The 15122-nt window shown below is 47.3% G+C and carries 14 protein-coding genes and 1 other annotated feature (1 of these 15 running past the window's edge); of the genes, 1 reads left to right on the forward strand and 13 read right to left on the reverse strand.

All coding sequences use genetic code 11. The features are described 5' to 3' along the window. Window positions 1-49 (reverse strand) — a binding site (T-box leader) (it extends 214 nt beyond the left edge of the window). A 28-nt stretch (window positions 50-77) separates the two neighbouring features. From gltX to FB479_RS30060, 4 genes are all read right to left on the reverse strand, one after another. Further along, a complete protein-coding gene (gene gltX / locus FB479_RS30050; protein ID WP_142067630.1) occupies window positions 78-1544 on the reverse strand; it encodes a glutamate--tRNA ligase in 1467 nt (488 codons plus the stop codon). A gap of 87 nt (window positions 1545-1631) precedes the next feature. Further along, on the reverse strand, window positions 1632-2105 hold the full coding sequence (gene ispF, locus FB479_RS31135) for a 2-C-methyl-D-erythritol 2,4-cyclodiphosphate synthase (RefSeq protein WP_048035642.1): 474 nt from the start codon (window positions 2103-2105) through the stop codon (window positions 1632-1634). 3 nt (window positions 2106-2108) lie between these two features. Then, complete coding sequence (gene ispD / locus FB479_RS31140) at window positions 2109-2795, reverse strand: 2-C-methyl-D-erythritol 4-phosphate cytidylyltransferase (protein ID WP_255438853.1); 687 nt, start codon at window positions 2793-2795, stop codon at window positions 2109-2111. Between the two features lie 24 nt (window positions 2796-2819). Continuing rightward, window positions 2820-3908 (reverse strand): PIN/TRAM domain-containing protein, encoded by a 1089-nt coding sequence (locus FB479_RS30060; protein ID WP_106656582.1) that lies wholly within the window; start codon window positions 3906-3908, stop codon window positions 2820-2822. A gap of 286 nt (window positions 3909-4194) precedes the next feature. Here FB479_RS30060 and FB479_RS30065 point away from each other — a divergent pair, with 286 nt between their 5' ends. After that, entirely contained in the window at window positions 4195-4590 is a 396-nt protein-coding gene (locus tag FB479_RS30065; protein WP_007716195.1) for a nucleoside triphosphate pyrophosphohydrolase family protein, read from the forward strand. A gap of 96 nt (window positions 4591-4686) precedes the next feature. Here the strand turns inward: FB479_RS30065 and pssA are convergent, their stop codons facing one another. From pssA to FB479_RS30110, 9 genes are all read right to left on the reverse strand, one after another. Then, a complete protein-coding gene (gene pssA, locus FB479_RS30070) occupies window positions 4687-5415 on the reverse strand; it encodes a CDP-diacylglycerol--serine O-phosphatidyltransferase (RefSeq protein ID WP_017247027.1) in 729 nt (242 codons plus the stop codon). Between the two features lie 114 nt (window positions 5416-5529). Continuing rightward, on the reverse strand, window positions 5530-6606 hold the full coding sequence (gene disA / locus FB479_RS30075) for a DNA integrity scanning diadenylate cyclase DisA (protein WP_106656588.1): 1077 nt from the start codon (window positions 6604-6606) through the stop codon (window positions 5530-5532). An 8-nt stretch (window positions 6607-6614) separates the two neighbouring features. Beyond that, window positions 6615-7982 carry a DNA repair protein RadA gene (gene radA, locus FB479_RS30080; RefSeq protein WP_088910268.1) on the reverse strand — a complete coding sequence of 456 codons (1368 nt, stop codon included), beginning with the start codon at window positions 7980-7982 and terminating at the stop codon, window positions 6615-6617. Between the two features lie 103 nt (window positions 7983-8085). Then, window positions 8086-10536: an ATP-dependent Clp protease ATP-binding subunit gene (locus FB479_RS30085; protein WP_016742864.1), complete on the reverse strand. Its 2451-nt coding sequence runs from the start codon at window positions 10534-10536 to the stop codon at window positions 8086-8088. A 66-nt stretch (window positions 10537-10602) separates the two neighbouring features. After that, window positions 10603-11676 (reverse strand): protein-arginine kinase McsB, encoded by a 1074-nt coding sequence (mcsB, locus tag FB479_RS30090; RefSeq protein WP_142067631.1) that lies wholly within the window; start codon window positions 11674-11676, stop codon window positions 10603-10605. Between the two features lie 19 nt (window positions 11677-11695). Beyond that, the gene (gene mcsA / locus FB479_RS30095) at window positions 11696-12214 is read right to left on the reverse strand and encodes a protein-arginine kinase activator protein McsA (protein WP_106656584.1); all 519 of its coding nucleotides are present in this window, start codon (window positions 12212-12214) and stop codon (window positions 11696-11698) included. Window positions 12215-12230: 16 nt separating this feature from the next. Next, window positions 12231-12695: a CtsR family transcriptional regulator gene (locus FB479_RS30100; RefSeq protein ID WP_047074759.1), complete on the reverse strand. Its 465-nt coding sequence runs from the start codon at window positions 12693-12695 to the stop codon at window positions 12231-12233. A gap of 188 nt (window positions 12696-12883) precedes the next feature. Further along, window positions 12884-13570 carry an HAD hydrolase-like protein gene (locus tag FB479_RS30105; RefSeq protein WP_142067632.1) on the reverse strand — a complete coding sequence of 229 codons (687 nt, stop codon included), beginning with the start codon at window positions 13568-13570 and terminating at the stop codon, window positions 12884-12886. Window positions 13571-13599: 29 nt separating this feature from the next. Further along, window positions 13600-14721: an MGDG synthase family glycosyltransferase gene (locus FB479_RS30110; RefSeq protein WP_106656586.1), complete on the reverse strand. Its 1122-nt coding sequence runs from the start codon at window positions 14719-14721 to the stop codon at window positions 13600-13602. Between the last annotated feature and the right edge of the window lie 401 nt (window positions 14722-15122).

Genomic DNA, 15122 nt, shown 5'->3' on the forward strand with positions numbered 1-15122 from the left:
TCTCTGTAGATGTGCAGACTGTTGTACTTCTCCTGATCGTCGCATTCATTATTTATAAAAGAAAACCAGCCAATGCTCTACTGACCGTTTGCAATTACTTGCTCTGCACGTGCAATCACCTTGTCGCGTCCAAGCAGATACAATGTCTCCGCCAGATCACGACCATGCGCCTGGCCAGTTGCTCCTACGCGGACCGGCATAAACAATGCCTTGCCTTTGTGACCCGTTTCCTTTTGCACGTCCTTGAGTACCGCTTTAATAACATCCACATTATATGCATCCTGGGCAGAAAGGTGTTTCACAAAGGAAGCAAGTACTTCCGGCAATTGTGGTTCTTTCAGCACCAGAGTTGCTTCTTCATCGTACACCACTTCGTCGAGGAAGAAAAGAGCTGCCAACGGAACGATTTGCGCACAGTAGGACATTTGCTCTTGGTACAGGCCTACAATACTGCGAACCCATTCGCGCTTCTCAGCAGACAAATTTTCTTCGATGAAACCAGCTCTTTGCAGATGAGGGATACACATGTCTGTAATCATATCCAGCGGTTGGCGCTTCAAATAGAAGTTGTTCATCCAGTTCATCTTCGTTGCATCAAACACAGCTGGCGACTTGTTCACGCGGTCCATCGAGAACAGCTTGATCAGATCTTCCATTAAGAAAATCTCTTCTTCGCCACCTGGAGACCATCCCAAAAGAACAAGGAAGTTCACGATTGCTTCTGGCAAGAAGCCGAGGTCACGGTACTGTTCAATGAACTGAAGAATGCTCTCGTCGCGCTTGGACATCTTTTTGCCATCTTGGTTGAGGATCAATGCCAAGTGAGCAAAGTCAGGCGCTTCCCACCCAAACGCTTCATAAATCATCAACTGACGAGGCGTGTTGGACAGATGCTCTTCTCCACGAATGACGTGGCTAATTTTCATCAAATAGTCGTCTACTACAACGGCGAAATTGTATGTAGGAATCCCGTCCGGACGGCAAATAACGAAATCGCCCATCTCGTTGGAGTTGAAGGTTACCTGTCCACGAATCAGGTCGTTCACAACATACTCGCGATCATCATGAACGAGGAAGTGAATGGATGGCACTCGCCCTTCTGCTTCGTACTGAGCACGCTGCTCGTCCGTTACATGGCGGTGCTTTTCCAGAATGCGTGGTGTTTCTCCACGCGCGATCTGTTCTTCACGCTCTGCATCCAGCTCTTCTTTTGTCGCATAGCAGTAGTACGCTTTGCCTTCTGCCAGCAATTGATCGATATATTTCCGATAAATGTCCAGGCGCTCTGTTTGACGGTACGGTCCATATGGTCCACCAACGTCCGTACCTTCTTCCCATGTTACGCCGAGCCATTTCAGGTTTTTCATTTGCTCTTCGTCCGCATTTTCCTTATTCCGCGTCTGGTCCGTATCTTCAATCCGAACGATGAACGAACCACCGTGATGTTTTGCAAAAAGATAATTGAAGAGCGCTGTTCGCGCACCGCCGATGTGTAAATGCCCCGTAGGACTCGGCGCATAACGAGTGCGAATTTCTTTCGCCATTGGTAGCACCATCCTTATGAATGTAAAAGGCTATAACCTTGACCTAAGTAAAAACGTATCTAAGGCTTTATGTTACACCTTGCCCCTCTACTTGACAAGCAAGCATACTGCCTGTGCAGCGATTCCTTCCCCTCTGCCTGTAAAACCGAGTTTCTCGGAGGTAGTCGCCTTCACATTCACTTGCGAGAGATCGTCTGCTTCCAGAACGCGTGCAATGACTTCACACATTTGCGGGATGTACGGCGCCATCTTCGGTGCTTGGGCAATGATCGTTGCATCCACGTTTCCTAAACGGTATCCGCGCTCCCGAACCAACTTCCATACATGCTCCAGCAGCTTTACGCTATCCGCATCCTTGAAAGCCGGGTCTGTATCTGGAAAATGACGGCCAATATCCCCCTCACCTATCGCTCCAAGAATTGCGTCACTAATCGCATGAAGGAGAACATCCGCGTCAGAATGCCCTAGCAAGCCTTTTTCATACGGGATGGTGACGCCTCCGATAATGCATGGACGCCCTTCTACTAATTGATGCACGTCAAAACCTTGTCCAATACGCATGAGCTACTCTCCCTTTCGTTTCCGCAATATCTCTTCACCAAACCACAGATCGTCTGGCGTAGTAATCTTAATGTTCTCATAGCTTCCGTTCATAATCGATACCGAATGCCCCAGCCACTCTACCAGCATCGCATCATCCGTACCCAGCTTCCCCGCTGCCTCTGCTGCCTGATGTGCCTCTCGCAATAAAGACATACGAAAAGCTTGTGGGGTTTGAACCGCCCACAAGCTTTCCCGTGCCGGGGTTGACTCTACAAGTCCTGTTGCCCCCACCACTTTAATCGTATCTTTGACAGGTACTGCCATGATCGTTGCCTGATCTTGTTGCACCTGTTTGATCATGTCACTGATCTGTTTGCGAGTGACGAAAGGACGAGCAGCATCGTGAACCAGTACGTAATCGCAATTTGCGGATAGTGAAGCCAAGCCATTTCTCACACTGTCTTGTCGCTCTGCTCCACCCAGAGTAACCACAACTGGCAGCTTTTCAGCCGAGAGCCAGGTCGTTACTTCTGCGTGGTCAGCTTCACTCACCACTAGCACGACTTCATCAATGTCGGGATGAGTAGCAAAAAGACGTACCGTATGAGCCAAGATCGGCTCGCCCGCAAGCGGTAACCACAACTTGTTTCGTTGTCCACCCATTCGTTTACCCGAACCGGCTGCAACGATCACGACACCCGTACTCACTGATTCATCCCTCTCCTGTCTTTTCTATAACGCGCGTTCCAGCAACTTTGGTTTGGCGAAAATCATGCGTCCTGCTGACGTTTGCAGCACACTCGTTACGAGAACATCAACGTCGTTTCCGATGTATTCTCGTCCGCCCTCTACAACAATCATGGTGCCATCGTCCAGATAAGCGACACCCTGACCGTGCTCTTTCCCATCCTTGATGACTTGAACGTTCATTTCTTCTCCAGGTAAAACAACGGGCTTGACTGCATTCGCCAAATCATTGATGTTCAATACCGCAACACCTTGCAGCTCACATACCTTGTTCAGGTTAAAATCGTTTGTTACGACCTTTCCGTTAATGAGCTTGGCGAGCTTGATCAGCTTGCTGTCCACCTCGGATACTTCTTCAAAATCGCCTTCCCAAATCTGAACCTTTACCTTCATTTCTTTTTGAATCTTGTTCAAGATATCCAGACCACGACGACCGCGGTTTCTCTTCAGTACATCGGAGGAATCGGCGATATGCTGCAGCTCCTCTAGCACAAATCCCGGAATGACCAGTACCCCTTCCAGAAAGCCGGTACGGCAAATATCTGCGATGCGTCCGTCAATGATGACACTGGTATCGAGAATTTTATTTTCCAAGTTAACGGCAGTTGTTGCACTTTCCTTTTTCTTATCCTTACGTCCAATCGAAAATACCGACATAATCTCGTCCCGCTTGCGAAATCCTACCTGGAAGCCCAAATAACCGAGCAACCCGGAAACAATTAACGGCAAAAGATCTCCTACAAATGGAATCGGAATTTTACTGATGGGCAGGAATAATAAGAATGCAACAATAAGACCACTAATCAACCCCATCGCTCCGAACATCACATCGACAACCGGCATTTTGACGAGTGTCTCTTCTCCCCATCGAACGATGCGCAGAACATAATCGACAACCCAATTCGCTAAAAAGAAAAACAAGATGGCACCCAGTACAGCTCCAATATATTGCGATCCGGCTACTACACCAAAGTTTAACAGTGGATCGAGCAACGAGAACAGTTCGTCGCCAAATCGATACCCCAATCCGCCACCTATCAAAACAAAAATGAATTTTCCTACTCGGCGTAACATGCCTTCACCTCCTTTTACTAATATAGACAGAACCCTAAGAGTAAAACCCTATTTTTTTCCAAATCATTATAATGCTTCATTTTACTTTCCCTCACTATAGCAAAAAAGATTTTGCCATGTCAAATAGCCAAAAATTTTAACATAGTTGTCATTTTCTCGTCAACCCGGGAACACTCGTTTCCTTTGATGATAAATTGACAGGGAGCTGACTCCCTTCTTATAATGTCAGTATCGTAATGAGAGAAAATTATGACGATACCAACAGCCTAAAGCAGAGGTGAACCAGATGGACAATCGAAACATAGACGACTTTCAAACGCAAGTATCCGAGCTTTTGATCAGACATCGTAGCGTACTGGACGTCATGTCCAAAGTTCAGGAAACGGCATCCCGCATTAACCGTTCACTGACGAAAGCCATCACCGAATGCGGCTGTGTCGAAGTGGTTGCCAAAAAACAGACGTACGATTCGAACAAGAATCTGGAGGACAACAAGTCCCATTTGGACACCCACTTTAACGGACCGCTGTGCGAGCATTGTCGCGATGTAGTTACTGCTGAGCTCGGCAAAAACCTCTTTTACCTCACTGCCTTATGCAATATTACTGACATTAAGCTAGAAGATGTGCTTCAGAAAGAATCCAACCGACTGAATACTTTGGGTGTCTTCAATCTGTCTTAAAAGTCCGCTACTCGTATTACGAATGAACCCTAAAAAAAGTTGCATACAAAAAAAGAAAAACCCGCACATGGAAGTGTGGGTTTTTTTATGCCGCAACTATTCAAACGGAACGGATTCTTCCTCTTTGTTTTTACGCTTGCGTAATTTTTTGACAAGAAAGTCAACGTTTTTTTTTATTCCGTAAAGTGCATAAAAAGCAAGTGGCAGGAAGACGATTTTGGGAAATTGCTGCGGATACTTAATCGCTACAACAACCACAATCGCGATGATAATGGGTGTGATCCAGTAAGCAGACTTTGGAATCCCCACTTTTTTAAAGTTAGGATACTTGACCTTTGATACCATCAAAAAGGCCAGCAGCAACATACTTACGGCAAGCAATACCGGAGTGAATACTTGGTGATAGAGTGCGAGCGTAGCCAGTACGCCCCCCGCTGCCGTAATCGGCAAACCGATGAAATACCCCGGAACCCCGGCCTGTACGTTAAAACGCGCCAAACGCAGCGCACCACAGATCGGAAAAATGGCTGTAATGAGAATCCCAAGCAAATCAAAGTGTTGCAAGACGACAACATACATGATGAACGCTGGCGCAATCCCAAATGTAATGACGTCAGAAAGTGAATCCAATTCCTTCCCGAACTCGCTTTGGGCATTCAACATACGAGCTACACGTCCATCCAGCCCGTCTGCCAGCATACCAATGATCACTGTGATCGCTGCATATTCGACGTATTGATCGCCTCGAAACGCAAGAATAATTGCTAAAACTCCCAGAAACAAATTGCTTACGGTTAGTATGTTCGGTAACGATTTAACGAACATAGACTACCTCCTGATTTCTTTTGCGTAAGGAGCAGGTTATCCTGTTGACCTTGTTTTTATCCAAGTCCCCTAGGCAAATGCTGAATACAAATAATGCCTTTATCCTATTCTACTTTAAATGTGTCTGTCAATGAACACTTGTTCTTGAATCCGTTTCAGCCCCTCTTTAATCGCTCTCGCTCGGACCTCGCCAATGCCTTCCACTTCGTCTAATTCCTGAATCGTTGCCATCATAATTCGGGGCAAATGATGAAAATGCTCTACCAGATTCGAGATGATCGTAACAGGCAGACGCCTGATCTTGTACAGGATCCGATAACCTCTAGGAGAAACGGATTCATCCAGCATACTGGTATTGGAGGAATACCCCAGCGTTCGCAAAAAAGAAGTAAGCTCCAGCATTTCCTCTGAGTTCAATTTTTTCATGTCCCGCAGCACAAAATCAGGTGAATAGGATGGATCTCGGGAGTAATCCCGAATAAGCATATGGGCCTCTTCCTCAATGTTTGAAACCAGTTCCTCCAACTGCATACTGACGAGCCTTCCTTCTGTCCCTAGCTCACATATGTACTTGGAGACCTCTGTCTTAATACGTAACACCATCTCAATCCGTTGCAAAACCGAAGCAACTTCGTGTAAAGTAACGAGTTCCTCGAATTCTAACGCACCGAGATTCGTCAAAGCTTGATCCAACACGGCCTTGTATTTCTCAAGCGTAGATACAGCCTGATTCGCCTTGGCCAAAATGACACTGATTTCACTTAAGACATACCGGAAATTCCCCTGGTACAGCGTGATCACATTGCGACGCTGAGAGATAGCAATGACCAGATGATTCGTTTGAATAGCCGTCCGTTGCGCTGTACGATGACGTGTTCCCGTCTCGCTCGTGGGGATTGAGGAGGGGGGGAAGATTTGCGTATTCGCGTACAGGATACGTTTTGCGTCTTCACTTACTATAATCGCCCCATCCATCTTCGCTAATTCATACAAATGGGCAGGAGAAAAATCACAATTGATGGAAAAACCGCCATCGACAATCGACTTCATCTCCGGACCGCACCCAATGACGATCAAGCCCCCGGTTTTAGCCCGTAAAACATTTTCCAACCCTTCACGAAGCTGTGTGCCGGGTGCCACGAGACGAAGCACATCACCGAATTGCGGAGTTCTTTTGATGTTCCCCTGCATGCCCACTCCTACCTCCTTATCACCTCGTTCAATGCATCGGCAATATTGCTCACACCAATTACTTGAATATCTGCTGGTGCATCCAGACCGCGGATGTTTTTCTCCGGTATGATAACACGCTTAAAGCCTAATTTATGTGCTTCTCGTACTCGCTGCTCAATACGAGAGACACCCCGCACCTCACCAGTCAGGCCAATTTCTCCAATAACGACATCATGCGGATTGGTAGCGTGGTCACGGAAACTGCTTGCAATGCTTACGGCAATTGCCAAATCAACGGCCGGCTCATCCAATCTGACCCCGCCTGCTACGTTTACATATGCATCCTGATTTTGCAGCATCATGCCCATGCGCTTTTCCAATACTGCCATGATCATCGCCACACGCTGATGATCGACCCCTGTTGCCGTTCTCCGTGGGGTTACAAAGCTGGTCGGGGCAACGAGAGCTTGCAGCTCAACCAAGACGGGACGTGTGCCCTCCATACTGGCTACGACTGTCGAACCCGCAACACCAAATGGACGCTCTGCCAAAAATATCTCAGATGGATTCGCCACTTCCTCCAAACCACGATCCTTCATCTCGAAAATACCGATTTCGTTTGTCGAACCAAAGCGGTTTTTGACGGCGCGCAAAATTCGAAACGTATTGTGGCGCTCCCCTTCAAAATAAAGAACAGCATCCACCATATGCTCAAGCATACGCGGACCGGCGATGGAGCCTTCCTTGGTAACGTGACCGACAATGAAGGTACCGATGCCTTTCCCTTTTGCAATCCGCATCAATTGGGCAGTAGCCTCCCGCACTTGTGCGACACTTCCAGCAGCCGATTGGATCGTTGGGTGAAACACGGTCTGGATCGAGTCAATAATTAGCACATCCGGGTCTACTTGATTAATATGCTGTTCGATCAAATCCAAATCATTTTCTGCCAATACAAACATCGGCGGCGTTTGCAAATGGAGTCGATCCGCGCGAATTTTGATTTGCTTTGCCGATTCCTCTCCAGATACATAGAGAACTTTCGCCCCTTGATGAGCCAAGGCAAAAGATGTCTGCAAAAGCAATGTCGATTTTCCGATTCCGGGGTCTCCCCCAACCAAAATGAGTGAACCTGGAACAAGTCCTCCACCAAGAACACGATTCAATTCTCCGATCGTCGTATCCATGCGTGGCTCTTCTTCACTGGCTACCTGAGTCAATGGAATCGCAGATTGACGCTGGCCACCGCTCAGCCCTTCGTGACGATGTGCATTTTTTACGGTCACTTCCTCTACCAAAGTGTTCCAGCTGCTGCATCCCGGGCATTTTCCCATCCATTTTGGCGATTCATAGCCACATTCTTGACACGCGTATTTCGTTTTATACTTTGACATAATCGCACCCTCACTTGGTTTCTTTCTCTACTTTTATCATAATTACGCACCCAAAAAAAGAATACCTCCCGAATCAGGAGGCATTCTATTACGTTTCAACAGTTTACGATTTCGTTTTTTCTAGGCGTTTGACAACCAGCTTGCCTTCTTCGGCTTCGATATTGACGGTATCGCCTTTACTGATCGTGCCCTTGAGCAATTCCTCGGACAAATTATCCTCGATGTGGCGCTGGATAGCACGACGCAGAGGACGCGCACCATAAGCCGGATCGAAGCCTTCTTTTGCCAATACTTTCTTGGCTTCTTCGGTCAATTGGAAATCAATGTCTTGCTCTTTCAAACGTTTACGCAGCTCTTCTGTCATGAGAGATACGATTTGCTCGATGTGCTCTTGCTCCAAAGAGTGGAACACGATGACTTCGTCGATACGGTTCAAGAACTCAGGACGGAAGCTCTTCTTCAGCTCATCCATGACTTTGTCCTTCATATCCTGATACTTTCTTTCCGAATCGTTGGTCGTGAAGCCGAGCGTCGTATTTTTCTTGATCATGCTGGCTCCGACGTTGGAAGTCATGATGACAACCGTATTGCGGAAATCAACGGTACGTCCCTTGGAGTCTGTCAGACGACCATCATCCAATACTTGCAAGAGGATGTTGAATACGTCTGGGTGAGCTTTCTCGATTTCGTCCAGCAAAATGACGGAGTAAGGCTTGCGACGCACTTTTTCGGTCAGCTGACCGCCTTCGTCAAAGCCTACGTAGCCAGGAGGGGCCCCTACCAGACGAGCGGTGGAATGCTTCTCCATGTACTCGGACATATCTACACGAATCATGGCATCCTCGTCACCGAAAAGCGTCTCTGCCACAGCACGAGCCAATTCTGTTTTACCCACACCGGTAGGTCCCAGGAAGATAAACGAGCCGATCGGGCGTTTTGGGTCTTTCAGACCAGCACGGGCACGGCGAATCGCACGCGAGATGGATTTGACTGCTTCATCTTGACCAATGACGCGATCGTGCAGAATCTCTTCCATCTTCAATAAGCGCTCTGTTTCTTCTTCCTTCAGCTTCAACACAGGAATACCCGTCCAGCTCGCCACTACTTGTGCGATGTCTTCCGGCGTAACCTCCATGTTCAACTGGCCTTGGCGCTCTTTCCAGTCTTTTTTCGTTTTATCCAGTTCTTCACGCAGTTTTTGCTCCTGATCGCGAAGGGCTGCTGCTTCCTCGAACTCTTGTGATTGTACGGCAGCGTCTTTTTCCTTGCGCACCTCTTCCAGACGTCCCTCCAGCTCTTTGAGGTTTGGTGGAACCGTAAAGGATTGCAAGCGTACCTTGGATGCCGCCTCGTCGACCAGGTCGATAGCCTTGTCAGGCAGGAAGCGTTCCGTAATATAGCGGTCAGACAGTTTTACTGCCTGCTCGATTGCTTCATCGGTAATTTTGACACGATGGTGGGCTTCGTAACGATCACGAAGGCCATGCAGGATACGAATAGCATCCTCCGCTGTCGGTTCATCCACTTGAATCGGTTGGAAACGACGTTCCAATGCCGCGTCTTTTTCGATGTACTTGCGATATTCATCCAGCGTAGTGGCCCCTACGCACTGCAGCTCGCCACGTGCCAGAGCTGGCTTCAAAATGTTGGAGGCATCAATAGCGCCTTCTGCTCCACCGGCACCAATCAAGGTGTGCAGCTCATCAATAAACAGGATGATGTTTCCTGCTTGGCGAATTTCGTCCATGATTTTTTTCAGACGATCTTCGAACTCACCGCGATACTTGGTTCCCGCAACAACGGTTCCCATATCGAGTGTCATAACGCGCTTATCACGAAGGGTCTCCGGAATTTCGTTGTTCACGATTTTTTGGGCAAGACCTTCTGCGATAGCTGTTTTTCCGACGCCAGGCTCCCCAATCAAAACAGGGTTGTTCTTGGTACGTCTGCTAAGTACTTGAATCACACGCTCGATTTCTTTTTGGCGACCGATGACCGGGTCCAGCCCGCCATCACGAGCGATTGCAGTCAGATCCCGAGCCAAACCATCAAGTGTCGGCGTATTCGCCGCTGGATTCCCTCCAGACGGTTGATGAGATGCCATCATTTCCGAGCTGCCAAGAAGCTGGAGCACCTGTTGGCGTGCCTTGTTCAGGCTAACGCCCAGATTGTTCATGATTCTCGCAGCAATGCCTTCTCCTTCACGGATCAAGCCAAGCAGAATATGTTCAGTCCCCACATAGGTATGACCCAGCTTGCGGGCTTCGTCCATCGACAGTTCAATGACCTTTTTGGCGCGAGGTGTATAGTTTGGTGTGTAATTACTACCGGACTGCTCTGTTCCTCGCCCGATTAACGACTCCACTTCACTCTGGATTTTATCGAGGCCAAGCCCAAGTGATTGCAGTGCCTTCGCCGCAATCCCTTCGCCTTCTCGAATGAGTCCCAGCAGCACATGCTCTGTCCCAATATCTTTGTGTCCAAGACGAACCGCCTCTTCCAGGGCAAGCGCCAGTACTTTTTGTGCTCGTTCTGTAAAACGTCCAAACATCATATCGTACACCTCCGTATAACCGTGTTTATTCTCTATATGGTTAACAATTGCGTGATACCATTACGATTACTCTTGTGTTTCTACTACGCGCAGACGTTCGCGGATCAGCCTTGCCCTTCTTTCGTCGCGTTGGTCCGGAGTAAGCTTTTGCCCAGCATGGTGTTGTAAAAAACCAGGCTGTGTCGTGACCAACAGTTCGTTTAGGACCAGCGGAGATACATTTGGAATGATGCCTAGATCAATCCCCAGACGCACATCGGACAGGCGCTGAGCCGCTTCCTTGGACTCTACCGTGCGAGCGTACATCAGGATGCCATACGACCGAAAAATCCGATCCTCCAAAGAAACCCGCGTATGCTCCAGCAAATAAGTACGTGCCACACGCTCTTGCTCAATAATCTGTCTGGCTACACCGTAGAGATTGGAAAGGATATCCGACTCAGACATCCCCAGTGTGACCTGATTGGATAACTGAAAAAGATTCCCTAGAGCTTCGCTGCCTTCTCCGTAAATTCCTCTAACGACTAGACCAACTTGATTAATTGCCTGTAAAATTCTGCTGATCTGCTGCGTCATCACCAAAGCCGGCAAGTGCAGCATCACAGATGCACGAATTCCCGTACCCACATTGGTTGGGCAGCTTGTAAGATAACCTCGTGTTTCGTCGAATGCGTAGTTCAAGTTTTTCTCAAATATGTCGTCTATCTTCGTACCTATTTCCCATGCCTCGTTCAAACGAAACCCGGGTAATAGTACCTGTATTCGAATGTGGTCTTCTTCATTAACCATGATGCTGACGGACTCATCTTCACGAAGCAATACGGCACCTTTGCGAGATTCCTCTGCCAGATGAGGGCTAATCAGATGCTTTTCAACGAGCACGCGTTTTTCTAACGGGTTAATTTGGTCCATATGGATGACCTGAAGCTGATGCCTTTTGCGCATGGCCTCCGAATCGCTTACTTCCGTTACCTTTCTGACGACTTCCTCGCCCTGCGAGTCCGTTGCCAATAACGGAAAGGGGTGCTGGCGCAGGTTACGGGCGATACGCAGCCGTGTACTTATGACAATGTCGGAATCAGGACCTTCTCCTTTCATCCAATTGCTCCACGGGTTTTGCATAAACTGCTTCTGGGACATAACCAGCTAACCTCCCTTGCTACGATTGGGCCATTTTTTGTTCCAGCGCTCGAATTCGATCACGCATCTCTGCTGCCTTCTCGAACTCTTCACTGGCGACATGACTTTGCAGCGCTTGCTTCAGTTGCTCCAGCTCTTTGCGGATCTTCAGTTTGCCACCGGTTCGCTCTGGTACTTTTCCAATATGCTGTGTGTTTCCATGAATCCGGCGGAAAAGTGGGTCCAGTCGATCACCCAAAAAGGTGTAGCAATCACTACAGCCAAATCGGCCGCTTTTACTGAATTGAGCATATGTGAGTCCACATGTTTCGCATTGAAGCGGCTTATTCGTTGCCGTTTCGCGTCCATTCTTTTGCATGGGATCAAATTTTAAAAGTCCTGACAGGAGATTGTTGATGCTGAAGTTGTGAAAGCCGGTAAAGACGTCCCCTTTTTCATGAGCACACTGCTCGCAAATATGGTATTCGGTTTTTTCGCCATTGACGATTTTCGTCAAATGAAGTGTCGCCGGTCGTTTTCCGCATTCCTCACAGTTCATAACATCCTACCTCCTTTTACTTCAACAAGATTGCTGCGATCATCTGCTTTAAAATATTTGCCCGCAAACGATCCCGCAATTCAGCTTCTAGGGTCAATACGTTTCGCGAGGTAGCGATTTTCATCAAGGTGGCTTCTCTGATGTTGACTAAACCTTCCTCCAATAGTCTTTCTACGATCGCATTTCCTACGCTCTGACTGATGCTCTCACCAATCAGTTCTTCTGTTAACAATTCCTGCAAGCGTGCTTTGCTGACAATCTGCACCTTGCGGATGCGAATATACCCGCCGCCCCCGCGCTTACTCTCTACGATGTAACCTTTTTGAACGGTAAAGCGCGTATTGATGACGTAATTGATCTGAGACGGCACACATTGAAAATGGTCGGCAAGCTCACTACGCTGAATCTCGATCGATCCATTGGGACTGTTTGTAATGATGCTTTTCAAGTGATGTTCAATGATGTCCGAGATATTACGCAAGTCATCGCCTCCTATTCCTCTGTGTTTGTTCTTATGAGGTTACCTATTGACTTTGACTATCTTTGACGTTAATTATAATGGGTTTAGTGCGTGCCCGCAAGTGTCCCTTACACATTCTAGTGTGGGCAAAAGAGGGTCGCTTGAAACTTGGGCATGATCAACAAAAAAACCACTCCCTGAGGAATGGTTTATGTTTGCTCTTGTGTATTGGTGTCGATTGCTGGCAAATGATTCAGTAGCTGAGAGAAGCTGGTGATGATGACATCTGCCCCATCAAGCTCGCCCGGTTTGGCAAAACCAAAGTCGCATCCAATGGTAAATAAACCGTTTGTCTTACCTGCTTCCACATCGGAGTGACGATCTCCTACCATGATGGCCTGCCCGATTTTGTAATCAGACAACAATTTGGCAACCAGGTCATTTTTGGAATGCGTACGGAAACGGCCAGCTGAGTACAGATCAGTCATCAGCGGCTTTAACTCGTATTCCTGACAAATGGCATCGATGTACTCTCCCTGCCCATTGCTTGCTACAAATAAAGCAAATCCTTTTTCATGCAGCTTTTCTAAGGTTGATATTACATCCGGATATAGCTCGGTCACTCGTTCTTTGAGTAACTGGATTTCATTGTCTAGCAAGAAGTCGTCTGCTGAGCGAATGGCTTCCTCACTCGCGCCCGGCAACAATTTGTCCCAGATCTGCTCGATTGTCATTCCCAGTACATTGATCAGTTCACGTTCGTCAGGGGTTTCCCCTTGCCATAGCCCTTTTTGACGAAGCTGGTCAAACGTTCGAATAAATGCAGGGGTCGACAGCTTTTCTGTTTGCAGCAACGTGCCATCCATATCAAATAATATGGCGAATGGTACAGTCATAGGTTCCTCCATTTTGTCTGGCTAGGCAGCTATTCTACTTCTCCTGGCAACATATTCATATCATCCAAGATAAATTCGGTAATTCGTTGTGCAGCATCCGGCTTCGAGATTTTCTGTCCCATTCTACGCATATATTCCACCTTGGACGGGCTATGCAATAGTTCATCGATAAAGTAAATCAACTGCTCCGATAGATTTGCGTGTACTGCACATCCATTATTGAGCAAAAAGTGGCTATTCCTCTCTTCCTGACCAGGCAGAGGGTTGTAAATTATCATGGGTACCCGCTTACTCATTACTTCAGCTGATGTGAGTCCGCCTGATTTGGTGACAATTAAATCTGCCGTTTCCAAGTATTCGTGGAAGTTATTGATGAATTTTAGCGGAACGACTTCATGGCGATACGTACGATTTACAACTTTATTGTACAGCTTGTCGTTTGTCCCCGTTAACACAAAGGTTTTCAGAGGAATATTAATCTCTTCTAGCCCATCTAATACCTTTTCCATCGAGCCGAGACCCAATCCGCCCCCTGACAGAATAATGCTCTTTTGTTCAGGAGCGAGGCCAAGCTTTTGCCGAATCAAATCGGGTTCCAATGGCAAACTGAATTTTTTCATGATGGGAATGCCCATCGGAATGAATTTTTGATGGTCCTGTCGATAAACGTCCAACAGATAATACAGTTGTTCATGGCCGATGAAGTAATAATTGATATGGTGATTTATCCATGAAGGATGGATGGTATAGTCGGTAATGATCGTATAGATTGGTTCCTTCCAATCGTTTCTTCCTTTCAGTACGGAGAGCATACAGCTTGCAAACGGATGCGTAGCAATAAAGGCATCAGGCTGTACGCTGTTGATCAGCTTTTTCAGTTTGTTTGCCAATAACTTATTCATCAGCACATTCATATCGAAGAAACGGGTTTTTTCTGTATTATGATAAATTCTGCCCCACATCTTGGGCGACAGCCTTAACAGATTCATATAGCTTTCCAGCAAAATCTTGTGAAAGGTGGGGCTAATATATTCCAACGTATCGATGATCATTGATGTACAACCACTCTCAGCCAAGCTTTCTTGCATGGCCCGCGCTGCCTGGTTGTGTCCGTTACCGATGGAAGCGGAAAAGATTAGAATTTTTTTCATGAACGATTCTCCTTCATAACCTCGCCTACTCCAACGCCTGGATCAGGTACCTTCTCATGTTAGTCTACCCCAAGACCCGTCTGCAAGAGGGAACTTGTCGGTCATTCGGCCTAACTTATCGACAAAATAATCGCGAGTTTGACTTTTTCTATAAGAAAACCTCTATCGAGGCCTGTTCAACGAGGAGCGACCGCGTTTTAGCGGAAAGTTTTCATGCGCTCCGGAATTTATAAAAAAATTCCTATACGTTAAAAACAAAAAACCTCCTTACCCATTCTGGGGTAAAGAGGTTGGTTTCATTCCCTGAAAACTGAATACGCATGATTGCTAAGTGTGTGGATAAGTCCTCGACCGATTAGTATTCGTCAGCTCCACGCGTTACCGCGCTTCCACACCGAACC

Source organism: Brevibacillus sp. AG162 (genome assembly GCF_006715575.1).
Lineage (GTDB): Bacteria > Bacillota > Bacilli > Brevibacillales > Brevibacillaceae > Brevibacillus > Brevibacillus brevis.